Source organism: Anaerobacillus arseniciselenatis, from assembly GCF_001865995.1.
Lineage (GTDB): Bacteria > Bacillota > Bacilli > Bacillales > Anaerobacillaceae > Anaerobacillus > Anaerobacillus arseniciselenatis.
The window spans coordinates 61,899-84,594 of the sequence record NZ_MLQQ01000002.1 but is presented as its reverse complement, the minus strand read 5'-3'; the positions used below and the strand labels follow the sequence as shown (position 1 = coordinate 84,594).

The following is a 22,696-nucleotide window of genomic DNA, read 5'->3' as shown; positions in this document are numbered from 1 at the left end:
TGACGCAGGAGCAAGTTCTAGAGACCGTCTATCGGATCATGGAATAAAATTTTATATTGCCATAAAAAAATTCGTATGTCGTTCCTTTCATCTATCCCTGTTTACATTCGATTTTCTTTTTATTCTATAAATAGGATAAATTTATTTTATTTCGAATGCCGAAATGTTAAAATAGATTTATATTTGTACATAATGGAGGAATGAAAATGACGAAACGTCCGATAACAGCAGAAGATTTATGTAAATTTAAGTTTGTAGGAGACCCTGTAGTGTCGCCTAACAAAGACAAAGCTGCCTACGTGTTAACTCATGTAGATAAAGAAAAAGATGGCTATTATTCTTATATTTATGTTACTGATTTAAACGGTGAAGGTAGACAATTCACCTCTCATTATTCAAAAGAAAGCTTAGTGAAAGATGCTGCGCCAAAGTGGTCACCTGATGGAAGCATGATCGCTTTCCGTTCTAACCGCACAGGAAAAAACCAAGTGTGGCTTTTACATACCGATGGGGGTGAAGCGATCCAATTAACTGACGTAAAACAAGGAGTTGGTGATTTTTCTTGGTCACCAGATGGCAAGCAGCTTGCTCTTACGATTAACGGTGACTTAAAGCTTACCTCCGATAAAGAGGAAGAAAAACCTGAAGAAAAAAGTGATGTAAAGGTCATTACTCGCCTTCGATATAAAGGTGACGGCGTTGGTATTTATAACGAAGACCGTAAACATGTTTTCTTGTATGACATTGATACAAAATCTTATACGAAAATTACCGAAGGCGATCATGATTTTTCTCAGCCACGTTTTTCTCCAGACGGAAAAAGCTTAGTTTACATCGGAACGAAGGCTGAAGATAAAGAGTGGGGCTACCTCCCTGCGATTTGGAAATACGATATCGCCGCAAAAGAAGAGTCTCTTTTTTATCAAGGAAATGGATATTTAATGGCACCTTTCTTTTCACCAGACGGTAAATGGCTAGCAGTGATTGGCCATACACGTGGGGAAAGAAGTCAAGGGAATGCTAATGTCCTCTTGTTTTCAGTAGAAACAGGTCAACTGACAAACTTAACGGAAAACTTTGATTACACAGTTGGAAACCTTGTCGGTGTTGATGCAAAGTATGATACAGCAGAGCCTCGCCTCGTTTGGGATGCTACTAACTCTCACCTTTACTTTATGGCAACCGTTGGTGGTGATTGCCAATTATTCAAAGTAACTCTAGAAGGAGAAGTTTCAGCTGCACTATCTCCATCCGTTGCATCCGTCTCTTCTTATGATATCGTCAGCGAAGATCAAGCGGTTCTAGTACTTGCGACGCCTCATTCAACAGGAGATATAGTAACACAAGACTTAAATGATTTAAGTAAGATTGAAAAACTTACGAATTGGAACAAAGAACTATATAATGAAGTACAATTAAGCACTCCAGAAAATATCCATTACAAGAGTACCGATGGTTGGGAGATTGAAGGCTGGATTATGAAGCCTTACGGTTATGAAGAAGGTAAAAAATATCCAATGATCCTGCAAATTCACGGTGGTCCAGCAACAGCATACGGGAATGGTTTACACCATGAAATGCAATTAATGGCTTCAAAAGGTTACGTCGTTCTTTACACGAACCCAAGAGGAAGCCACGGCTACGGTCATGACTTCGTTAATGCCGTGATTGGTGACTACGGTGGAATGGATTATGAAGATATTATCGCGGGTGTCGATTATGCGTTAGAAAACTTTAACTACATCGACCACGACCAATTATTCGTTACCGGTGGAAGCTACGGCGGTTATATGACGAACGTGATCGTTACTCGTACCGATCGTTTCAAAGCAGCCGTTACGCAACGGAGTATTTGTAACTGGCATAGCTTCTACGGAACTAGTGATATCGGCTTCTTCTTCACTGAATGGCAACACGGACATGCCGATTTATGGGATGATGTCGAAAAACTATTAAAGATTTCACCACTTATGTTTGCGCGAGATGTGAAAACACCAACACTTATTTTGCACTCTGAACAAGACTTACGTTGTCCAATGGAGCAAGCTGAGCAATGGTATATTGCCTTAAAACGTCTCGGTGTCGAAACAAAACTCGTTCGCTTTCCAGATGAAAACCATGATCTTTCACGCTCAGGAAAACCGAAACACCGCTTAGAACGTTTGGAGCATTTAATTGGGTGGTTTGACGATCGCCGTAACTAAAATATAATTAGCAATCGGGGTGTCACTGTGACACCTCTTTTTTTGTAGAAAATATTAATGACCAGCATAGGGCCATGACCTACACTGGTCACTGATTGAGTTTTATAACTTGAGAGGTATTTTCAAATGTTGTTTCGGGGTCTAGAAGAGTCTTTTTAAATTACCAATCTCTCTTTCGTTGTTAACCGTTTTTTCCCAAATAAAATCTTTGTCTCTCTCAAAGGCCTGAAAACGCTGGATAACTTCTTCATGCCTTTTTTCGCTTTTTTGCTCGAGCTCGTCCAACTTAATGTTCGTTTTTATTAGCTCTTTTTTCATTCCTTGCTGCTCTTTCTTCATTCCTTGTTGTTCTTGCTTCATTTCATGTAGTTCTTTCTTCATTCCTTGCTGTTCTTGCTTCATTTCATGTAGTTCTTTCTTCATTCCTTGCTGTTCTTGCTTCATTTCATGTAGTTCTTTCTTCATTCCTTGTTGTTCTTGCTTCATTCCTTGCTGTTCATCCTTCACTCCGGCTAATTCTTTTTTCATCTCTTGCTGATCTTCACTCAACTTTGCTACCATGCCAATCAATTGCGACAGCATATCTTCAATTCGATCTAATCTTTTTTCGATCATTTCACTCACCTCCTTTTAAGAGTAATTATACTATTTTTAAAGGTGCTTTTCTAGAGTTTATATCTTTTGCTTCAGATCTGGAATAGACGCTTAATACGACGGTAGAACGAGTTCTTTATGTTATCGTATTTGAAAGTAAGGACGACAATTGTGAAAAAAGATTTAATAGATGTCATTTCCAGCACCTGTACGGACATACGTTCTGTTATTTTGAAAAAAACGCCATCAAACCTTTTTTCGCCAAATAACGGAATAGATGTCCGCTTACAACCGTCTTCCTTAATTTTTATGGGAGCATATTAACTTATCCTGACATTTTACAAACAAAAAAATAGCTCTCCTGCATTTCCAGCAAGAGAAGCTATTTTTTTAACAATACCAGTTTTCGACGAGTGACATTCTCGCTAGTATATTCAGCCAAACAATACGCAGACCTAATCTCACTAAAAATGCAATTCAGTGAATTTCACAAGTACCTAATGTGAGCTATATTAAACTATATGTAGTTGCGAGCGACTTATCGCAACTCATATACTTAATGGTGCACACCATTGTTTAATTCATGTAACCGTGTTTTTAGTTCGTTAATATCTTCACTAAGTATAGCCTCTAATTCTTTAAACTTATTAGAAATGCTACTACTTGGAATATTAAAATCTTTAGCTAGTCCAGCTTGGGTAACACCTATTCCAAATGGCATCATTTGATCCATTAAATAAATGATCGCCGCAACATAAAGAACTGGTTTTTGAATTCTTGGATTTTTCTTGTCGCAAAATTTTTGCCAAAGCATAAATGCTAAATTGATGATCTCACCCTGAGAAAAGTAGTTTGAGATCTTTTCCTCTAATAATTGAGCAACTTCAAATTGAGCTTGGGATTGCCATTCCACATCCGTTGCCGTTAATTCAGCCTCAGTATAAATAAATTCACTAACAAGCTCTATGAAGTTACTAGTAACAAATTCGGTTGAGTCAAGACCAGTTTCTTCAAGTAACCTAAGTATTTTTGTTGTCATTTTTTCGGTCTTATCACTTGTTATATCAAGACCAACCGTAAAGGTCATCCATTTTTCGTGGCCTGCAGGTAAAATAATACTAAGTAACATTCCACCGACACTAATATCGGCATGATCTTCTGGAACGGATAAGGTCATCATTTCTTCCGCAAAAAAGTCTTCCACTTTTAGATCATTGTTATCGTCTTTTTCACAAACAATCGAAATCGACGGTCTGGCTTTTGCCCACGACCTCATAATATCCTTTATTTGTTGCCTTTTTTGTTTATGTACGTAGCGATCTATGTATTCTACTAATATCGTCTTACCATTTTCCATTTCAACGGTTGTTATCACATACAAAGTGCAGTAAAAGTGAAATACCTCCGCCGCTTCCTCTGGAAATTCAATATCATGATGATACTTTTCCACATAGTCTTGTATAAAGTCATCATAGTTCGTCATAGCATATTGGATAATATCTTTATGTATTTCTTCTAATTCTTTTTCAATAATATGTCCGACAGTAATTACGTTATTTTTCCCACAGCATTTTTTATATTTTTTCCCACTACCACAAGGACAACTATCATTTCTACCAATTTTAATCATTAACTCCATCTCCTTCCTATCAAATTAAGTATCTCCTATCGTACCAAATATAATCAAGTATGAATAGATTTTCAATAAAAATATGAAATTATACACGGCGTTGAGTGAACGTATTTGAAAATTTATACATGTCCGTATACACAGCCCTCGCCCACTTTTACTAGAGTTTTAGTTTGACGGACATGTTGGTCCGCATCCGCAGCGTTTCCCTAACTTTTACCCGGATTGACGGACACCTCCGCACGTTTTTACTAACAAAAAGAAAAAGTCACCCTGCCATCAAAGCAAAGTGAACTATTTTTTGCAAAATCACGTACAACAACGTCTTTATTTCCCAGAAATTTACCAGTATATATTAAAATACACGTCTGTTGAATTTTCATAAGCACCCGTTTTCCAATCTCTAACAAATCCATGTTCAACGGTCAACACCCTCATTCAAAACCCTAAAACCTCCCGAACTTGTTGTATATACGTTTGACTAATGACCAAATGTTTATCCTCTAATGCTTTTAATTTCACTTGAAAATTAGATGAGACGTCTCTAGAAATGTGTTCAATATAAGCAATGTTGACAATAAACGAACGATGAATTCGCATAAATGTGCCAGGTAAGCGCTGTTCTAGTACTTTTAAAGGGTGTTTTGCACTATATAAACCGTTTTCTGTACAAATAATCGTTTTTTTCTGAAAGCTTTCGATATAAATAATTTGTTCGATTGCAATTGGGGTCCAAATTTCACCTCGTCTTCCTGCAAGATAAGAGATGGGCTTGGCTCTACGGATCAAAAAGTCGGGAGGTAATATCACGGTCAACGCACCTTTTAACCCCGTTTTACGATCTCCTAAAGGGTATCCTATTCCATAATAAGACTTACCAAATACTGATTTATCCACCAATGATTCTACCTTCTCTTGGTGTAAAAAAACTCGCTCAGAAATACTACCTGAAGGAATTGGCTGCCCTTGTTTAATTTGAATGTCATGATTACCCGGAATATAAGAAATATAGCGATCTCCACCAGCTACAGCTATCGAAGCTTCTTTCGGAACCCAGTCCTCAATAAATTTAGAGATTTGACGTACAATTTGCTCTTCCAAGTTTCACTTCAACCTCCTAAATTATATTTTTAATATTCCAACTAATCTGACTTATTTTCATTTTATCTTCTTATATGAGTTTCTGTCAAATTTTTGTCACAAATTACCTCTTCTCCCTTACAATAAGAATATACTTTTCTTATTTATTTCTATTTATAAGTTAGCAATCTGCTAAGTTCGTACAAAACGATCATTTTGTTGATCTAAAATGTAAAAATCAAGCGCATCTAAAACCAACAATCCCACAAACCATCTATCTAGCTACCCCGAAAATGTAAGCGCTTTAACACACAAAAAATAAGGAGGTCATTTTCATGTTATCAAAACCACTTTCAGTAAAAGGTACCAATTACAACTTACACAATTATGAGGAAGTCTACCAATCTTTTGACTGGAAAGAAGTTGAACAACAATTCTCTTGGCACGAGACACAACTTGTGAATATGGGCTATGAGTTGATCGACCGTCACGCCAATTCAGAAAAAGCAAACAAGATTGCGTTATATTATTCTGATCCACACAAGTCTGAAAAGTATACGTTTAATGAAATGAAAGACCTCTCTAACCAAGCTGGAAATGTATTAAAAAACATTGGAGTGACAAAAGGTGATCGAGTCTTTATTTTTATGCCTCGCTCTCCTGAACTTTATTTTGTCTTACTTGGAACGATCAAAATCGGTGCGATTGTTGGGCCGTTATTTGAGGCATTTATGGAGAATGCCGTTCGTGACCGCTTAGAAGATAGTAACGCAAAAGTACTTGTGACAACCCCAGAACTTTTAGATAGAGTCCCTGTTGAAGAACTACCTGACTTAGAAAAAGTAGTTATTGTTGGTGCAAACGTAAAAGAAGATGAAACTTATGTTGACTTTTTTCAGCATTTTCATAAAGCTAGTAAGGAATTAGATATTGAATGGGTCGACAGAGAAGACGGAATGATCCTTCACTATACGTCAGGGTCGACCGGAAAACCTAAAGGGGTGTTACATGTTCACAATGCGATGATCCAGCATTATCAAACCGCTAAATGGGTCCTCGATTTAAAAGATAATGATATTTATTGGTGTACCGCCGACCCTGGCTGGGTAACTGGGACTTCTTACGGTATTTTTGCCCCATGGCTTGCTGGCGTAACGAATGTTGTTCGTGGCGGGCGCTTTAGTCCAGACGACTGGTACCAAACACTTGAAGACTATGAAGTAACCGTTTGGTATAGTGCTCCGACCGCTTTTCGAATGTTAATGGCTGCTGGTGAAAAAGTCATTGAAAAATATAATCTTCGTTCGTTAAGACATGTGTTAAGTGTCGGTGAGCCCTTAAATCCAGAAGTGATACGTTGGGGAATGCAAGTGATGGATCTTAGAATCCATGATACTTGGTGGATGACAGAAACAGGTGCTCAACTGATTTGTAACTACCCTTCGATGGAAATCAAGCCAGGTTCCATGGGTAAACCAATTCCAGGAGTTGTTGCGGCCATTGTTGATGATAGTGGCAAAGAGCTACTTCCTAATCAAATGGGCAATTTAGCCATCAAAAAAGGTTGGCCTTCGATGATGAGACAGATTTGGAATCGTCCTGAAAAATATCAATCTTATTTTCTTCGTGGAGAATGGTACGTCTCCGGAGATTCTGCCTACATGGATCAAGACGGGTATTTTTGGTTCCAAGGAAGAGTTGATGATGTCATAATGACGGCCGGGGAGCGAATTGGTCCATTTGAAGTCGAAAGTAAACTTGTCGAACACCCTGCAGTTGCCGAAGCTGGCGTCATTGGAAAACCAGACGAAGTTCGTGGAGAAATTGTGAAAGCTTTTATTACTCTCCGAGACGGATATCAATATAGTGCAGAACTAGAAGAAGAAATCCGTAATTTTGTCAAAAAAGGATTAGCCGCCCATGCGGCCCCACGAGAAATGGAAGTTCGCGACAAAATTCCGAAAACACGTAGTGGAAAAATTATGAGAAGAGTCCTAAAAGCGTGGGAGCTCAACCTCCCTACCGGTGATTTATCCACCATGGAAGATTAATGGGACGGAGGGACAGTACCTTGTCCCTCCTAATTTCTCACCATTTATTAGTTCGCTTATATATATTAATACAACAACGGGATAAACATTAATTGCATTGAAATATGAGCAAACATATGTGATATGATCGCATATTCTAAGCCCTTCCTCCAATAAAGGTAACCGAATATTAATCCACCAATTCCATTTAGTAATAATCCTCTAATAAGTAGAATATTAGTTACCTCTCCATACATCATTTCAGTCGCTGGTAAGTGGCCAACGCCAAATGCCAAAGATGTCAATATGATCGCCCCCCAATAAACCTTGCTAGAAAGTTGCTCTTTTGTTCTCCTTAAAATTTTCATAGATAACCATACGACTAGGGACATTAAAAATAATCGCATTAATATTTCCTCGAAAACACCGCCATAAAAAACACCAGCCATTAACCCCATTAGTGAAAACTCAGGTGTGTTTTCTGCGAGTATCGGGATTTGATTTTGAAAATAAAAGCGATCAGAGCCTACTATGATGAAACCTAAGAAAATACCACCAATCATTGCTAAATATGTCGCTTTCTTATCAATGACAACTTTCCCTTTACTGAAAATCGCTTCTAAAATAGCAATTGAAAATCCCGTTTTACGAGCTAATTTAATACCGATAAAGCTTAAAATGAAAGCTACGATAAATAGTTGTAATCCAACAAAAATCGATACTAAACTTATTGACCTAGGTAATGACTCCAAAATTTCATCATATAGAGCTGGTGACGTAGTCTGAAACACCTCTAATTGATATGGCAGTATTAACACTCCAGCTACAAAACAAAAAGCTGCTAAAACTAATGAAATTTTAACATCTATTTTTTTCATCTGATTTCTCTCCCCGAGTGCTCTCCGCACTTTTTAATCTATTTTTAGATAAAAATTCATCTGTCAGTGTTGCAATTTCATTTACTTTATTTCTTTCAGTAATTCATCAAATTCCTCATCACTTCAAAGTAAACTTACATTGTTTAAAAATATCTTATGTTCTATGGCGCTACTTCAGACGTGCGTGCATCGTCAGTAGTAAAAACTAATACTTCCTTTCTGCTTTGGTTATTCACCGTCCAGACAATATCCATTTCAAAGTCATAACCGTCTTCATAAGCATGTATAAATCTATGATTTTGATAAGGCGGATATCCTATTACATTGTTTTCAGGTAACCTATCTCCGCTGGTTAATGCATCAAGGAAATCAAGCCAAGGAGTTTCAAGCCTTGTTTGGACTAGTGACACTTCTTCGTCGCCTAAATATTCTAAAGTAACATACACTTCTTCGTAAATATCACCTGATACCTGCTTAATGACTAGTTCACTACTCCAATTTTCTGAATCGCCATGAAATGTAATTGTTTCCAATCCGTCATTTGAGCATGCAGAAAGCAGTGTTACAAATAAGATCATTAACATTAAGAGTTTTTTCATAAGTATTCCCCCTCGTATTTCATACGAAACTGCAAAGCAAAAGTTTCAACTTTCTTCCATTAACCTCTCGCTAGCAGTAACAGTCTGTTGAACTATTGTTCTCGTTACTTTAAGTACAGCTTTTCACAAAATATATAGAAATTTTTTTCAGCTAAAAAAATTCAGTCCTTAAGTTAGGACTGAATTCTCTTTTCAAGGCTATTAATTTTTGAATCGTGTTTACCTGTTTTCTCACTTAAATAGTCAACTTCATACATAATACCGTCAACCTTTTTAGAAATTAAGTGGAGTGTATCTTTAACGTCTTCTTGTTGACTTTTTTCTATTCGCTCAAGCCTAGATATAATTTCCTTAAACTGAAGGTCTACATTATCAAATCGTTCTAAGATGATTTTGAGCAGCTGTTCATTATCCATTTATTAATCACCTGTAATAAAAACTCACTTTAATTATATCATAAATCTTGTTAATTTTAATTTAATAGTAATAATTACAATTGGCTTTTTTATCGCTTTTTTTAACATATTCTCCTTAAAAACCACATACACTAGCTCCATTCTTCTGCCAACACTCCATAAATAACATGGTCAACGTAATGATCATATAACCATTCTGCTTGTCTAATACATCCTTCGTTGGTAAAATTCAGTCTTTCAGGAATACTCCTACTTTTCTTATTCTCCACCGCAGCTCTAATCTCCACTTTATTTAAGTTTAAGTCGTTAAAAGCATAACCCGTCAATGCCTTTACAACCTTAGTTACTATCCCATTCCCCTGGTATTCTTCACCGAGCCAATAACCAATATAAGCTGTTTTGTTAGACCAGTTAATGCTATTGTAGCCCGCAATTCCAACAATTTCTCCTTTAAACAAAATAACTGTAGTTAAGCTGTTACTTTCAGCAAAACCTTTTAAACAAAACTTGATAAATTCATTCGTGTCTTCGAGTTTTGTTGTAGCATCGAGCCAAGGAAGCCATTCTTTTAAATAATCTCTTGAATGGTTGGTTAACTCATAAACTCTCTGGCCATCTCTTAATTCTATTAGTTTTAACGATATGTCATCATCTATTTTATGTATAAACATCGATTTTCCTCCCGGATTGTCTTTTGGCTTACTTACTTTAAAAACTGATTATTTTTTATAACGATTTCCGGTATTAGCGTAAATTAAAAATACAATTATGACCACCGTAAATAAGATCCAACTAAAAGAAACAATCCAAGCGAAGTTCAGAAATTCTCCTACTGTTGCTAAAATAGCAACACCACCGAGTAAGAACACAAAATTCCCTACTCCATGACATAAGACCTCTTTATCATATTTGGCTTTTTCTTCCTTGGAAGAGGTGTTATAACCTGCAATTAGCCAACTCCACCGTTTATATTTGACAAGATAACCTAAAACAAAAAACATTGCAGCAATAAAAAAATGACTCATAGTAAACCTCCTCATAAATAATTATTATAATATACGAAAACAGGGGCAAATAGTTTCGGAGTTGGTAAAATTCAAAAAAAACGCCACATCTTCGCTAAATACGAAAAATGCGTCGTTTTGCATATTATTAATTGGAGAAGATAGCATTCATCAACACCCAATTGAGATGGGGTTCTCGTTCGGGTAGTTTAGGGATAATATCCTGTCACTTATCGATTTTTATATGCGTAACTTTTAACAGTATTTAAAAAGAGATTACATCGTAGCCAATCAATACAATGACAATTAATGTTGAAACGAGGAAAAACCATTGTCTTGATGTATTCTCATCGTAATCAGTACCATGCTCCTTCGTTCTACCTAAAATTTGCTCCATTAAGTAAATAAAATAGATCGCAAAAACTGCTTTGACAAAAGTAATGATTGGAAACTCATTTAAGACGAGCAGGGCAATACCAGTAGAAAGCATGATCACATAAAATAGCCTTAAGATCATATGAGTTATTTTTGCAGGTTTTGCTGCTTGTTTACGATACAGCATAAAACTAACGACAAAAAGAGTGACTAGAAGTACCCAAGAGTAGGCATGTGGATGATAAAAAGCTTCATAAGGCATCAATAAAGCCTCCTTCATTTTTTCATTACCTACATATGCTACTATATAAATAGTAAAAAAACAAAAAAAATGCTTGATCTGCTCAAAATAAGTAAAGTGCCAGGCACTTTACTTATTAACGTATTAACCTATTAGCGGACATTTATTCCGTTATTTCAGCAATTTTGCATCTTTTTTGATTTTAGTGGACATCCATTCGTTCCGCTATTTGCTTAAAATCAGCCTAAATCATAGCTCATTGCTAACATTAACGGAATAGATGTCCGTTCATCTAAAAAATAGCCTTTTTTTCACTAAATAACGTATCTCATGTCCGCTGCGACTACCAGCAATCATTTAAAAAATTTTATACTTAGTGGGTATTTGAATCGCTTTCCTAATAGGGCAGAAATCGTTGCGATAATAACTGTTAATGCAAAAAATACGAGAAATACGATTAGAAATGAAAATCCTACGAGTCCCATAAGGATCCCAAATATATCAGCTCCTGCACCCGCAAATAAAAATGAATTTATTTTGTCTACGACGTACCATATGAGTACAAGGATTAATGGGTAGAGCGTAAAGCTAATTTGAAAGTTTAGAGATTGTCTTCCATGATGATCCAAAAAATCTGATCTTTTTCTCACAATCAGCCAATAAATTAACGTAACAATGATGTTCCCTACTGGCAAAGGAAGCAACGCAAGTACATGGCTGATTGCCCCGCCTATTCTATCAAGGAGTGGATGTACAGTTTTTTCGAATAAAGGCTTATGATCGACTTCTTCTATCGGGTTGCCTCGTTGCTCTTCTTTTTTTTCGGACAAAGGATTATTATCGTCGCTTTCTATCAAATCGTCTTCTTGTTGATCACCGTTTTCTTTTAAGCGCTCCTTCTTGCTTACTAATCGTTTAATGTTAAAATAACCAAATATTCCTCCTAAAAGAAGAACTAAACTTACAAAAGCTAGTAGTTGCTCTCTTATTAGGAAAAAAAGGAAAATAAAACTAACACCAAAAGCCATGAAAATGATATTCACCTTTAAATTAACTTCAACTGCACTATCTCCTTCTTTATAAAGTGGGAATGCTGCTAGGAGTAAGCCAATACTACTGAAAAACATATATATTCCAAGCGCAGTCATAAAATAAACGACATAAGTTAGGATGAAAACATAAAATGAACCTACGGATAAAGCCGATAATATAGAAAACAATATATATATTAAAAGTACAGTTGCTAATATTTTCAAAGCCTCACTACGCCACTTTGGGTTGTATGCGAATGCTTTTTTATACGTTTTCGCAAAATTTTCAATTTGATTTCCTTTTTTCAGCTTTACATAGTAAACGCTAAACTGATAGACGGCAGTCCCTATGATCATAAACAGTAATGGCCAATGGACATTATGAACCAAATATTGCAGCATTAAAAACCCTCCAAAATAAATAAAATTCAATTTGCATTTACATTTCCCCCTCTTCAAAAAAACGTTCAAAACCATGCTGTCTGCAGTATTCAACAAGGTTTTCTATGAGATCATCAATATCGCTCTTCGTATTCAAGTTTGAAAAGCTTATCCGCAAAGCACTTTCAGCGAGCTCGCGACTCAATACAAGTGATTCGAGTGCTGAAGGTCCGCGAGAATAGTTTGATTTGCAAGCAGCCGCACTAGAAATATAGATTCCTTTCGTATCAAGGAACTCAACTACATGTTTATTTTCAACACCAGGCAGTGAAACATTGACTATATGAGGCGCACCTCGGTTGTTGGAATGAACAACCGCTTGAGGAATACATTCCCCGATTGCCTCAATACAATAATCACGCAGCTCTATCATATGAGGGATCTCCTTATACATGTTGGAAAAAGTGATCTCGACAGCCTTCCCGAACCCCGCAATAAATGCGGTATTTTCTGTTCCTGATCTCAATCCGCGTTCCTGACCACCACCAAGATGAAGAGAAAACATTTTTATAACGTTTTTTACAAAAAGGGCACCTACCCCTTTCGGACCATGTATCTTATGAGCACTAACGCTAATAAGGTCAGCACCAAGACTATCTGCGGTGAATTCGAGCTTTCCATAGCCTTGTACCGCATCACAATGCAGAAGTGCAGGTGATTGTTTTTGTTTAATAATTTCTTTTATTTTATGGAGTGGAAAAATACAACCAGTTTCATTATTCACTAACATTATACTGACAAGCACAGTTCGATCATCGATAGCACTTTCTAACTCTTCGATGTCAAGTACGCCGTTAGGTGCTGAAATATAAGTGACATCCCAACCTTGCTTTTTTAAATCCCGTATTGTTTTCGTGACTGCTGGGTGTTCAGCTACCGATGTCACAATCCGATTCCCCTTTTTAGAGTTAGCCAGACACGCCCCTTTGATCGCAAGGTTGTTAGCCTCGGTACCACCTGAAGTAAAATAAATTTCATTCGAGTTTACATCAAGAGAATCAGCAATAACTTGTCGGGCTTTTTCAATTTCAAACTTACTTTCCTTACCTAGACGGTGTAATGACGAAGGATTCCCATAAGTTTCCGTGAGCATTTTTACAACTGTATTCGTTACTTCCGGATATGGTTTCGTCGTTGCACTATTATCCAAATATATTTCTCGCATTGACCGTTCCTTCTTTCTAAGTTTCGATTGAGTTTTGAATTCTCTTCCATGATGATCCAAAAAATCAAACCTCTAAAAATGCCTAATAACGAAATCTTAACATTATTTATCTTTTATTTGGTAAAAAACTAAAAAAGCTCTACTTCTCTTTGAAGTAAAGCCTATCATTTTTTGCGGATGTTTTTGAATGGTCGCTCCTACCAACTCTGCCCTCTTTAATACCTCATCACTTCTTTATTTGATTTCGCATTATATGCCAAAGTGATTCCAGAAAAAACCATTACGACAATGACCCATACCTTGAAATCATCAATTTGTTTAGATTCATACGTGCTTTTAGGCGTCTCATTTAAATTTTGAATATTTGATAAACTGTAAGAGAAATATAAATTGATCTTGGATATGGCTGTAAGATGACATCGTTCCGACCAAATTACCATCTGCTATTCCAACTCTTTGTTTTCGAGTATCTTTGTCGCGCCGAATAACATCGCAACAACTAATAGAACCGTCACACTTAGGGAGAGCCAAAATCCATCTCCTAGCTGGCCAACCATGATTAAACTAGCAACACTATCGCCTAGTTGTGCTGGACTCCAAATCATATAGTCTCCCATAATATTCGTTAAAATTGATAAGCTTATGACGATCGTAAGTGTTATAAATCCAGCTACCCCAGCAACTTTAAAGATAGCACTAAAGAAAATGGTTAATGTTAATACAAAGGTATACCAGATCGCAAAAATCACGTAGCTTTGTAAAAATAACTCAAAGGAAACTGTCCCAAACAAAACTGAAGTATAATACCAGCCTGTAATGTATCCAACGAAAAGACTTACACATCCAATGAGTGAAACGTTCAACCATTTAGCTGTGACATAATTAATTATAGGAATTGGTTTCACTAATACCATTGCGGCTAAACCGCTTTTTCGCTCCGCGGCAATAACCCCCATTGAGGCGAGCACGATGATTAATACTCCGAGAAGATTTAATTGGCTCACTGTTGCTAACAGTACTTCGGCCGCTTGTGGGGTTGGCATTTCGATTACCGTCCCTTCTGGCATACCACCAACAGCATCGATGATTCTCGGCATGTAGTAAGATGAAAGAGGATCAGTCATTCCTAATATGATGAACACTAACGGTAACCAGACCCATTTGAAATTGCGCAACATTTCTAACTGTTCTTTTTTAAATAATGTAATCCACTGCTTCATCCTCGCACCACCTTTACAAATAAATCTTCTAGCGTTGTTCTACCTACCTCAAATTTTTGAATCGAGATGTTCTTTTCGACGATTTCTCTTAGAATTTTTTGCTTTGCTAATTCTATATCAGAAACGATAATTTGGGCTGAATGGTTTTCAAAAACTATATCTGTGACTACATCCCAATTCACCCATTCTTGTAGCTGTTTTTTTTCTTGCACATTCGTTTCAACGTAAATCATCGCTTGCTGATGTTGCTTTCGTAGTTGCTCAATGCTGTTGGAAACTTTGATTTCACCGTGATTTATAATAATCACATCCTCACTTACTTCTTCAGCATCATTTAACACATGCGTTGAAAATAAAATCGTCGTGTCTTCTTTCAGCTTTTTAATCATTTCCAACACCTCACGACGACCAAAAGGGTCAAGAGCTGATACTGGTTCATCAAGCAACAGTAACTTTGGGTGATGAATAATCGCTTGAGCAATTCCGAGCCTTTGTTTCATTCCACCTGAATACTTGCCAATCCGCCGATTTTTCGCATCAGAAATTCCCACTAGGTCCAATAATTCGATGGTTCTTTGCTTTGCCTTAGAATCAGACAAGTGGGTAAGCTTACCGATATATTGTAAAAATTCAGCCCCCGTCATCCAATCATGAAAAACAGGGTATTGTGGCAAATAGCCGATATACTTTCGCAAGTCCGCATTTTCTTTTTCATGTTGAAATTTGATTTTTCCAGTAGTCGGTTTTAATAAACCTGCTAGCATTTTTAAAATCGTTGTTTTCCCTGCACCATTTGGGCCAAGTAATGCGACACACCGGCCTTGCTCAAATTGAAATGTTGCATCCTTCACAGCAAGGTTCTCATTATACGATTTACTTAACTGCTCAACTGCCAATATCGTCATTAGTAACTTCTCCTTCCGATTGTAAAATACAAAATTGGTCCGAATAAACTTATAAATAAAATGATCAACAACCACATCCACTTAGGTCCATATGTTTCTTCTGTCCTTACCAAGTCAATTAAGGCGACTATGGCTAAAATTATTTGTATGATAGCTATTGGCATTAATAGCATTACTGTTGTTGAATCTAAGGCTATACCGTTCATATGAATACCCCTCTCTTTTTTTAAAATTAAATTAAACTTGTCGGTGCCGAATCCTTATAAATATCATTAATTTTACTAATAAAAAATATCCTTGTTGTTAAATATTTTTAAACTAAAAGCAAAACCAACAACCCCATAAATACCGAGAACAATGAAGGAAACGTATATAGAATAGGTCGTTGCTTCAAAAAAGACGACTGAAGCAAGTTCTCGAAAATAGGAAACAAATAAATACGGTCTTACTGCTTCAAACATACCTCCAATAGCGTTCAAAATGATAAATAATCCAAATGACGCTCCAACCGTTACCCCACTGCTTTTAAATAAAAAGCCTAAATACATCACGATAAGACCAAATACAGTTAAAGGTAAAACGGAAATATAATATCCACCGATGGTACGTAATATCCCCTCTGTTGAACTATATACAATACCTGTTGCATAATTAGGATCTTCGTAGACAAATTGTTCTCCCCATCCCCAAAAGCCAACTCCAAAAATGTAGTTTGTCACAAGCGAAAACGTAATAAATCCGACGATTAATATAAACAAAGCAATTAACTTGGAAGCCAGAATTGAACTTCTTTTAACAGGGTGCAACAGTGTGTCTTTCAGTGTTCCCTGAACATACTCTGTCGTGATCATATCCGTCATTACCAATATCACATAAAATGGAAGGACATATAGAACGACAGTTGCTAGCATATATAACGAATAGTTCTGGGCATTGATGGTATATTCTATATCTACAAAATTAAGTTCAAAAACCCCCAAAAGATTAAAAAACACAATCGCTGCCATAAAAATATAAATCTTTTTCCCACCTAACAGTTGCTTCAACAATTCGTTTTTTATTAAATTACTCATTTTTTCCACCTCCCGTAAGCTCAAAAAAGACATTTTCTAACGACTGATGAACTGGGATCAAATAATCGACTTGAAGATGATTATTTAAAAGTTTATTTAATTCTCCTGAATGCCCTGTCTTTAATGACACTCTCACTCCGGTCTCAATTTCTACCATGTCTTCGATAAAATCCAACGGCTTCATAAGTTTCAATGCGTCTTTTTTATATTCAGTAACAATATCGACCGTTTCTACTTCTTTTGACAATAAGTCTTTAACATAACCATGGGCAACTAAGTGTCCACCTTTAATAACCGCTACTTTATTACAAATTTGTTCAATTTCATGAAGGATATGAGATGTGATAAAAAATGTAATCTTTTCCTCAATCGCTAGTTGGACGATTAACTCCCGTAATTGTACTACACCTTGAGGATCAATCCCATTCGTTGGTTCATCAAGGAATACAATTTTCGGATAGTTAATCAAAGCTCTTGCTAAACCTAAACGTTGCTTCATTCCAAGCGAATACTTGTGGACCTTATCTTTTGCTCTACTCGTTAAACCAACAATCTCTAACACTTCGTCAATTCGACTTTTTGGCAACTCCGGATGTAAATTTTTAATTAATAGTAAGTTTTGATAGCCACTTAAATTTTCGTGAAAGGTAGGTGTTTCAACGACAGCACCTACTTTATTAATCGCATTTAAAAATTGTGATTTTATATCATAATTATTAATTTTAATCGTACCAGAATCGCTTTTTATTAAACCTAATATCATTCGAATAATCGTTGTCTTTCCTGCTCCATTCGGTCCTAAAAAGCCAAATATATCTCCCTCCTCAACCTGAAACGATACATTATGAATCACTTCTTTCTCATCGAAATAACGGCATATATCATGAACTTGAAGTATTGTTGAACTTTTACTCATTGTCATTTCCTCCCCTGTTACTCATTGCAAAATTCGTATTCTTCTCAATTCATTTTGCTTATAAATACTTAAACCGATGTTATAAAAATATTAAAAAAGTATTAAAAAAAGGGCTGTCCTATAAATGTCAAATCACCGCTGATAACCACTAAGTAGCCTTATGTGCTACGTGTCTGTACATAGTGCTTAACGGTGACTGACACTTTATTATTGACAGTCCCATTTATTATTCCTATTTAATTATTGTTTATTATTTTATAAAACAAGGAATGGTAAATGAAATCGTACTTCCCTTACCTCGCTCACTTTTAACAGAAAGTTCACCGTGATGAGCTTTAATAATTTCATTGGAAATTGCTAGCCCTAAGCCGGTACCGCCATGCTCAGAGGATCGCGACTTTTCAGCTCGATAAAAACGATTAAAAATATGAGGTAAATCTTCTTTGCCAATCCCGCTTCCATTATCGCTTATAGAAATTAGTATTTGTTGCGTCTCCTCCAGTTCCTCAACTGCAAGAGTGACCTTCGTACCTCCGTAGCGAATCGCATTGTCTACTAAATTTGTGATAACTTGCTGAACTCGATATTTATCAATATTTATAGGGCGAGATGGATAATCTTCGTTAATGGAAAATTCAACATCTCGTTGCTCAATATCGAGTTTCATATGATTATAAACATCTGAAAAATACTGTTCGCTATCGACTACGACTTTTTCCATCGGTAGCTCATTTAACTCAAGTTTGGAAAAATCAAATAAATCTTCAATGAGATGATCAAGTTGATCGGTTTTCTTTTTAATAACATCTAAGTATCGATTTCTCATCTCGACGTCATGGGCAATGCCATCTTGAAGGCCTTCAACATAGCCTTTAATTGATGCCAGCGGTGTTCGTAAGTCGTGAGAAATACTTGCAATAAGCTCTTTACGGTTTTTTTCAAGCTTCTTTTGACGGTTATTTGCTTCCTTTAAATTCGTTCTCATTAAGTTAAAACCATTGATAAAGCGTCCTATTTCATCTTTTTTATTGTAGCTAATCTCATAGTTTAAATTTCCATGGCTCATTTCCTCTGTTGCAGTAAACACTTGTCGCAATGGGTTTAAGACGGTTTTAGCAATATACCATGTCCAAATAATAATTAATAAAATTAATACAACAATCCCGCTTCCAATGCTGATGAAAATACTCATCAAAATCTGTTGAAGACCTTGAAATGGTGTTTCACTAGATGAATTAGCAGAGATTTCAACATTAACAAAATGCCCCGGATCAACTTCGAGTTTGGTGGCATAGATTTCAATTTCATCCATATTAAATCTGGACTTCCTACTGTCATCACGCTCTTGATAATCTTTCGAGTTAAATATCATCTTTTGATCTACGGTTTTTATTGTTATATTAATATCAAACTTCGTGATTAACGGCTCTATTTTAGAATAAAACAGATCTGGTTCATCAAAGTATCGAGAATGCTCTTTAACCTCTGACTGAACTTCAATAAAAAGTTCCTGAAGTAATGTATCGAGATCTTGATTATTTATTTTAGCGTGTGACGACATATATGTTAATAATCCCAAGGTAGTTAGTATTGGCAGTACAATAATTGTCACAAATGCGATAACAAGCCTCATTTTTAAGCCAATATTCATGATGTTCCTCCGTCAAATTTATAACCAACTCCCCACACTGTTTTAATGTACTTCGGTTTGGAAGGATTCCCTTCAATTTTTTCTCTTATTTTACGAACATATACCGTGACAGCGTTCATATCACCGTATGAATCATAACCCCAAACCTTATCAAATAATTGCTCTTTAGAAAAAACTTGTCCTTTATTCGTGGCTAAAAAATGTAGCAATTGAAATTCTTTTGCTGAGAAATCAACGGGTATACCAGCTATTTTAATCATAAAACCTTTTTCATCAATTTCTAATTCACCAAATGCCAACGTTTTCTTTATTTCCTTTGGACTTGAGTAATGATTGTACCTTCTTAAATGTGCTTTAATTCGCGCAACTAACTCACCTGGACTAAATGGCTTCGTAATATAGTCATCCGCACCAATTCCGAGTCCAATAATCTTATCAGTTTCGCTTTTTTTCGCACTCACTAATAAAATTGGTACATTGGATTTACTACGAATCGTCCGACAAACTTCAATTCCATCAATTTTGGGTAGCATTATATCTAAAACGATAAGGAGCGGGGCTTCCCGTTGAAATACGTTTAACGCCTCTGCACCATCAAAGGCGAGAATTACGTTATAACCTTCAACCTTCAAATAATCTCTTACTAACTCACCAAGTTCCTTTTCATCTTCTACTATTAAAATTGTTTCATCCATTTATAAATAACCCCCTTTTTTCTAGACTCGTTAAAATAAGGACACATTTGTAACAACAATTTGCCTCGTTCTCATTTTTTTAATTTGTGAAGTTTCCAGGATGGATCCCCTCCCATCATTAATTGCTAGCACTCCAACGGTAAGTACTCAGCGTTATAAGGTTCGCCAGCAAAGTTTAATACCCCTGAAAAACTGTAAAGCTCCCACTCATCGTCCGTATTTTTCGTATAAATATATTCTCTCTGCCAATCTAGTAAATTTTCATCCTTACCGACATAGTCTTGGGTGATCCTTAAAGAAGTTTCATTGAAAATTTCATTCTCGTAATAACTTTTATGAATAACGGCTTTTGTTACTTCTACCTCTTTGTGAAACACCGTCGGGTAAAAGGTTTCCTCTGTCAATAATATTTCCGATGGCATCTCATTGTCTACGTCATATGGAATAAAAATCGATAAAATGGTTCTCGCGTGTTGTCCGAACTGTTCTTCAAGAGTATTTTGTAATTGCTGAAACTCGGTTTGCGTTATTTTTTCCTTCAACGATAAGTCAACGATGAGCTTTTCTTTGCTTTTAACTATTTCCGTTGCCACAGTCAAATCAAAATCGGCCGTTTCTTCCTTTAGTGGCTTTATTTGATCTGATGAATTGCAAACAACTAAACTAAAACTAATAATTCCAATGAATACAAAAAGCAATGAATGTTTCATAGGTCCTCCTTATTTGTAGGGTAGTTGGTTTGTTGGTTAGGGCATCTCCCTTTGCATATTAGCGAGCGAAATTATTATTTTACACGGAGCAAGAAGGCATAACTCGCTGTTCCTTGTTCCCAATGGGCAAGAACTTCAAAGATGTTCGTCCCTTCATGTTCAGATAAGTCTAGTTTGTCAAATGTCCCTGTAACGTTATAGTCTTCGTCCCACGTTCTTATCTCATATTTAGTTGGAGGGGTTTCAAAATCAAATGTCATTTCACTACTTGGTGTGACAATAAAAGGTTCTTGATCTTTTACCAAACCAGGCGGTGCATCCGAATCTGCATGAATCGCCGTTGACGTTCCATCACTGTTTTCACGTGACCAGCTATAAGTACCAACCGCTGGATGAATCGTATTTCCATCGACAGAAATTATTAAATTCGGAGGTTTGAGGATTTCAGTACTCGAATTTGTACAACCTGCTACATATAATAATGCCAATAATGGCACCATGAAAAAAATCAGTTTGAATTTCATCGCGTTCCCCTTCCCTTGCCTAAGTTAATGAAAAATGGAGAAATATCATTGGATTAATTTTACCATTAACTTTCATAAAATGGGGAATGGGTCACTTAATAAAAGCTCAAAAGTAGCAGAATAATTTTTTCAATCAAACGCACCGGGACGGTTCTGGTGCTTCTTTTGTTTAGCGAAACGACAGAATATGCCCACTAGAAGACGAGCAAAATTGCCACCTTTTAATTAAAAAGAATAAATGTCTTAAATGAGTGGATATTATTAAATAACAATACATATGGAGGAATACTTAATGTTAGATAAAAAAAATTTAAGGCTAACATCTTCTGAGATTGCAGTGGTTTGGAGTAGCTATCAAAACAACAGCTTTTCAATTTGCATTTTGAAATATTTTTTAGGCAATGTTGATGATCCTGAAATAAAGTCAGTATTACAATTTGCACTCGATATATCCGTTCAAAATTTTAATTTGAGTAAAGATATACTACAAAACGATAACCAACCGTTGCCAATTGGATTTACTGATGAGGATGTACGTCCAGATGCTCCACGTTTGTTTTCAGATTCGTCTTATTTATATTACATTAAGAACATGTCTAAAGTTGGACTTTCTGTTTATGGTGTAGCTTTAGCAACTTCCGCACACACTGATGTTCGAAAATTCCTAAGTCAAGCGATACAGACCTCTACAGAATTATATAATAAAACAGCCGAAGTGTTATTATCTAAAGGATTATTTGTAAGATCACCTTATGTTACAACTTCCGATCATGTTGACACTGTTGATAAAAAGAGTTATTTAGAGGGCGTGCTAAATTTAAACAATAATAGACCATTAAATGTAGTAGAAATCACTCATATCGAGGCAAATGTTGAAACAAACTCTGTCGGTAGAGCATTGATGACAGGTTTTGCCCAGGTAGCTAAATCTAAAAAAGTTCGAAACTATTGTCTAAAAGGGAAGGAAATAGCAAACAAACATGTGCAAGTCTTTACTACTCTGTTAACGGATGATGACATTACTTCACCTATGCCATGGGATTTGGAAGTAACAGATTCGACTGTATCACCATTTTCAGACAAATTAATTATGTTTCATTCATCTTTAATCATTGCTTCAAGTATTTCAAATTATGCAACTGCCACAGCTGCCAGCCTAAGAACGGATATCCAAGCTTCTTATGTTCGTCTAACAACAGAGGTGGCTCAATTTGCAAAAGATGGGCTTGATATCATGATTAAAAACGCATGGTTAGAGCAGCCTCCACAAATTCCAAACCATAAAGGGTTAGCAAAACGTCCATTATAAGAAGC

At 36.2% G+C, this 22,696-nt stretch carries 23 protein-coding genes; 3 read left to right on the top strand and 20 right to left on the bottom strand.

The genetic code is table 11. The features are described 5' to 3' along the window. Positions 1-206: 206 nt before the first annotated feature. On the top strand, positions 207-2,204 hold the full coding sequence (locus tag BKP35_RS05095; RefSeq protein WP_084031471.1) for a S9 family peptidase: 1,998 nt from the start codon (positions 207-209) through the stop codon (positions 2,202-2,204). Between the two features lie 141 nt (positions 2,205-2,345). Here the strand turns inward: BKP35_RS05095 and BKP35_RS05090 are convergent, their stop codons facing one another. The 3 genes from BKP35_RS05090 to BKP35_RS05080 all read right to left on the bottom strand — a co-directional run bounded on the left by BKP35_RS05090 (position 2,346) and on the right by BKP35_RS05080 (position 5,529). Beyond that, positions 2,346-2,819, bottom strand: a complete 474-nt coding sequence (locus tag BKP35_RS05090) for a hypothetical protein (protein WP_071312329.1) — start codon at positions 2,817-2,819, stop codon at positions 2,346-2,348. Positions 2,820-3,354: 535 nt separating this feature from the next. Continuing rightward, complete coding sequence (locus BKP35_RS05085; RefSeq protein WP_071312328.1) at positions 3,355-4,428, bottom strand: SEC-C metal-binding domain-containing protein; 1,074 nt, start codon at positions 4,426-4,428, stop codon at positions 3,355-3,357. A gap of 438 nt (positions 4,429-4,866) precedes the next feature. Next, positions 4,867-5,529: a LytTR family DNA-binding domain-containing protein gene (locus tag BKP35_RS05080; RefSeq protein ID WP_071312327.1), complete on the bottom strand. Its 663-nt coding sequence runs from the start codon at positions 5,527-5,529 to the stop codon at positions 4,867-4,869. Between the two features lie 314 nt (positions 5,530-5,843). Between BKP35_RS05080 and acsA the strand changes: the two genes are divergently transcribed. After that, positions 5,844-7,559 (top strand): acetate--CoA ligase, encoded by a 1,716-nt coding sequence (gene acsA, locus BKP35_RS05075; RefSeq protein WP_071312326.1) that lies wholly within the window; start codon positions 5,844-5,846, stop codon positions 7,557-7,559. 65 nt (positions 7,560-7,624) lie between these two features. On the opposite strand, the gene BKP35_RS05070 is transcribed toward acsA, so the two are convergent. From BKP35_RS05070 to BKP35_RS04990, 17 genes are all read right to left on the bottom strand, one after another. After that, a complete protein-coding gene (locus BKP35_RS05070; protein ID WP_071312325.1) occupies positions 7,625-8,416 on the bottom strand; it encodes a CPBP family glutamic-type intramembrane protease in 792 nt (263 codons plus the stop codon). A 161-nt stretch (positions 8,417-8,577) separates the two neighbouring features. Next, positions 8,578-9,015 (bottom strand): hypothetical protein, encoded by a 438-nt coding sequence (locus BKP35_RS05065; protein WP_071312324.1) that lies wholly within the window; start codon positions 9,013-9,015, stop codon positions 8,578-8,580. A gap of 173 nt (positions 9,016-9,188) precedes the next feature. Then, complete coding sequence (locus BKP35_RS05060) at positions 9,189-9,431, bottom strand: hypothetical protein (RefSeq protein WP_071312323.1); 243 nt, start codon at positions 9,429-9,431, stop codon at positions 9,189-9,191. 131 nt (positions 9,432-9,562) lie between these two features. Next, positions 9,563-10,102, bottom strand: coding sequence for a GNAT family N-acetyltransferase (locus BKP35_RS05055; RefSeq protein ID WP_071312322.1), 540 nt, complete (start codon positions 10,100-10,102; stop codon positions 9,563-9,565). Positions 10,103-10,150: 48 nt separating this feature from the next. Continuing rightward, positions 10,151-10,456 carry a DUF3784 domain-containing protein gene (locus BKP35_RS05050; protein ID WP_071312321.1) on the bottom strand — a complete coding sequence of 102 codons (306 nt, stop codon included), beginning with the start codon at positions 10,454-10,456 and terminating at the stop codon, positions 10,151-10,153. A gap of 244 nt (positions 10,457-10,700) precedes the next feature. Further along, positions 10,701-11,072, bottom strand: coding sequence for a DUF1516 family protein (locus BKP35_RS05045; protein ID WP_169819139.1), 372 nt, complete (start codon positions 11,070-11,072; stop codon positions 10,701-10,703). Positions 11,073-11,404: 332 nt separating this feature from the next. Next, positions 11,405-12,484, bottom strand: coding sequence for a DUF4870 domain-containing protein (locus tag BKP35_RS05040; protein WP_071312319.1), 1,080 nt, complete (start codon positions 12,482-12,484; stop codon positions 11,405-11,407). A 37-nt stretch (positions 12,485-12,521) separates the two neighbouring features. Continuing rightward, positions 12,522-13,688: a cysteine desulfurase family protein gene (locus tag BKP35_RS05035; RefSeq protein WP_071312318.1), complete on the bottom strand. Its 1,167-nt coding sequence runs from the start codon at positions 13,686-13,688 to the stop codon at positions 12,522-12,524. 443 nt (positions 13,689-14,131) lie between these two features. Continuing rightward, positions 14,132-14,908 (bottom strand): ABC transporter permease, encoded by a 777-nt coding sequence (locus tag BKP35_RS05030; RefSeq protein ID WP_071312317.1) that lies wholly within the window; start codon positions 14,906-14,908, stop codon positions 14,132-14,134. Next, a complete protein-coding gene (locus BKP35_RS05025) occupies positions 14,905-15,813 on the bottom strand; it encodes an ABC transporter ATP-binding protein (RefSeq protein WP_071312316.1) in 909 nt (302 codons plus the stop codon). The genes BKP35_RS05030 and BKP35_RS05025 overlap by 4 nt, the downstream gene beginning before the upstream one ends. Continuing rightward, positions 15,813-16,019, bottom strand: a complete 207-nt coding sequence (locus BKP35_RS05020) for a PLD nuclease N-terminal domain-containing protein (RefSeq protein ID WP_071312315.1) — start codon at positions 16,017-16,019, stop codon at positions 15,813-15,815. The genes BKP35_RS05025 and BKP35_RS05020 overlap by 1 nt, the downstream gene beginning before the upstream one ends. Before the next feature lie 75 nt (positions 16,020-16,094). After that, positions 16,095-16,886, bottom strand: coding sequence for an ABC transporter permease (locus BKP35_RS05015; protein ID WP_071312314.1), 792 nt, complete (start codon positions 16,884-16,886; stop codon positions 16,095-16,097). Continuing rightward, the gene (locus BKP35_RS05010) at positions 16,879-17,802 is read right to left on the bottom strand and encodes an ABC transporter ATP-binding protein (RefSeq protein ID WP_071312313.1); all 924 of its coding nucleotides are present in this window, start codon (positions 17,800-17,802) and stop codon (positions 16,879-16,881) included. Before BKP35_RS05010 ends, BKP35_RS05015 begins: the two co-directional genes overlap by 8 nt. A gap of 250 nt (positions 17,803-18,052) precedes the next feature. Beyond that, positions 18,053-19,453 carry a sensor histidine kinase gene (locus BKP35_RS05005; protein ID WP_071312312.1) on the bottom strand — a complete coding sequence of 467 codons (1,401 nt, stop codon included), beginning with the start codon at positions 19,451-19,453 and terminating at the stop codon, positions 18,053-18,055. Beyond that, positions 19,450-20,148, bottom strand: coding sequence for a response regulator transcription factor (locus BKP35_RS05000; protein ID WP_071312311.1), 699 nt, complete (start codon positions 20,146-20,148; stop codon positions 19,450-19,452). The genes BKP35_RS05005 and BKP35_RS05000 overlap by 4 nt, the downstream gene beginning before the upstream one ends. 125 nt (positions 20,149-20,273) lie before the next feature. Continuing rightward, positions 20,274-20,858, bottom strand: a complete 585-nt coding sequence (locus BKP35_RS04995) for a hypothetical protein (RefSeq protein ID WP_071312310.1) — start codon at positions 20,856-20,858, stop codon at positions 20,274-20,276. A gap of 74 nt (positions 20,859-20,932) precedes the next feature. Then, positions 20,933-21,382: a hypothetical protein gene (locus tag BKP35_RS04990; RefSeq protein ID WP_071312309.1), complete on the bottom strand. Its 450-nt coding sequence runs from the start codon at positions 21,380-21,382 to the stop codon at positions 20,933-20,935. Between the two features lie 292 nt (positions 21,383-21,674). Between BKP35_RS04990 and BKP35_RS04985 the strand changes: the two genes are divergently transcribed. Beyond that, positions 21,675-22,691, top strand: a complete 1,017-nt coding sequence (locus BKP35_RS04985; protein ID WP_071312308.1) for a DUF3231 family protein — start codon at positions 21,675-21,677, stop codon at positions 22,689-22,691. Positions 22,692-22,696 lie beyond the last annotated feature (5 nt).

Bases quoted from the DNA above. Each gene is read 5' to 3' on its own strand.
- BKP35_RS05095 (WP_084031471.1), top strand. From the start codon at position 207: ATGACGAAACGTCCGATAACAGCAGAAGATTTATGTAAATTTAAGTTT.
- BKP35_RS05090 (WP_071312329.1), bottom strand. From the start codon at position 2,819: ATGATCGAAAAAAGATTAGATCGAATTGAAGATATGCTGTCGCAATTG.
- BKP35_RS05085 (WP_071312328.1), bottom strand. From the start codon at position 4,428: ATGATTAAAATTGGTAGAAATGATAGTTGTCCTTGTGGTAGTGGGAAA.
- acsA (WP_071312326.1), top strand. From the start codon at position 5,844: ATGTTATCAAAACCACTTTCAGTAAAAGGTACCAATTACAACTTACAC.
- BKP35_RS05070 (WP_071312325.1), bottom strand. From the start codon at position 8,416: ATGAAAAAAATAGATGTTAAAATTTCATTAGTTTTAGCAGCTTTTTGT.
- BKP35_RS05065 (WP_071312324.1), bottom strand. From the start codon at position 9,015: ATGAAAAAACTCTTAATGTTAATGATCTTATTTGTAACACTGCTTTCT.
- BKP35_RS05060 (WP_071312323.1), bottom strand. From the start codon at position 9,431: ATGGATAATGAACAGCTGCTCAAAATCATCTTAGAACGATTTGATAAT.
- BKP35_RS05055 (WP_071312322.1), bottom strand. From the start codon at position 10,102: ATGTTTATACATAAAATAGATGATGACATATCGTTAAAACTAATAGAA.
- BKP35_RS05050 (WP_071312321.1), bottom strand. From the start codon at position 10,456: ATGAGTCATTTTTTTATTGCTGCAATGTTTTTTGTTTTAGGTTATCTT.
- BKP35_RS05045 (WP_169819139.1), bottom strand. From the start codon at position 11,072: ATGCCTTATGAAGCTTTTTATCATCCACATGCCTACTCTTGGGTACTT.
- BKP35_RS05040 (WP_071312319.1), bottom strand. From the start codon at position 12,484: ATGCTGCAATATTTGGTTCATAATGTCCATTGGCCATTACTGTTTATG.
- BKP35_RS05035 (WP_071312318.1), bottom strand. From the start codon at position 13,688: ATGCGAGAAATATATTTGGATAATAGTGCAACGACGAAACCATATCCG.
- BKP35_RS05030 (WP_071312317.1), bottom strand. From the start codon at position 14,908: ATGAAGCAGTGGATTACATTATTTAAAAAAGAACAGTTAGAAATGTTG.
- BKP35_RS05025 (WP_071312316.1), bottom strand. From the start codon at position 15,813: ATGACGATATTGGCAGTTGAGCAGTTAAGTAAATCGTATAATGAGAAC.
- BKP35_RS05020 (WP_071312315.1), bottom strand. From the start codon at position 16,019: ATGAACGGTATAGCCTTAGATTCAACAACAGTAATGCTATTAATGCCA.
- BKP35_RS05015 (WP_071312314.1), bottom strand. From the start codon at position 16,886: ATGAGTAATTTAATAAAAAACGAATTGTTGAAGCAACTGTTAGGTGGG.
- BKP35_RS05010 (WP_071312313.1), bottom strand. From the start codon at position 17,802: ATGAGTAAAAGTTCAACAATACTTCAAGTTCATGATATATGCCGTTAT.
- BKP35_RS05005 (WP_071312312.1), bottom strand. From the start codon at position 19,453: ATGAATATTGGCTTAAAAATGAGGCTTGTTATCGCATTTGTGACAATT.
- BKP35_RS05000 (WP_071312311.1), bottom strand. From the start codon at position 20,148: ATGGATGAAACAATTTTAATAGTAGAAGATGAAAAGGAACTTGGTGAG.
- BKP35_RS04995 (WP_071312310.1), bottom strand. From the start codon at position 20,858: ATGAAACATTCATTGCTTTTTGTATTCATTGGAATTATTAGTTTTAGT.
- BKP35_RS04990 (WP_071312309.1), bottom strand. From the start codon at position 21,382: ATGAAATTCAAACTGATTTTTTTCATGGTGCCATTATTGGCATTATTA.
- BKP35_RS04985 (WP_071312308.1), top strand. From the start codon at position 21,675: ATGTTAGATAAAAAAAATTTAAGGCTAACATCTTCTGAGATTGCAGTG.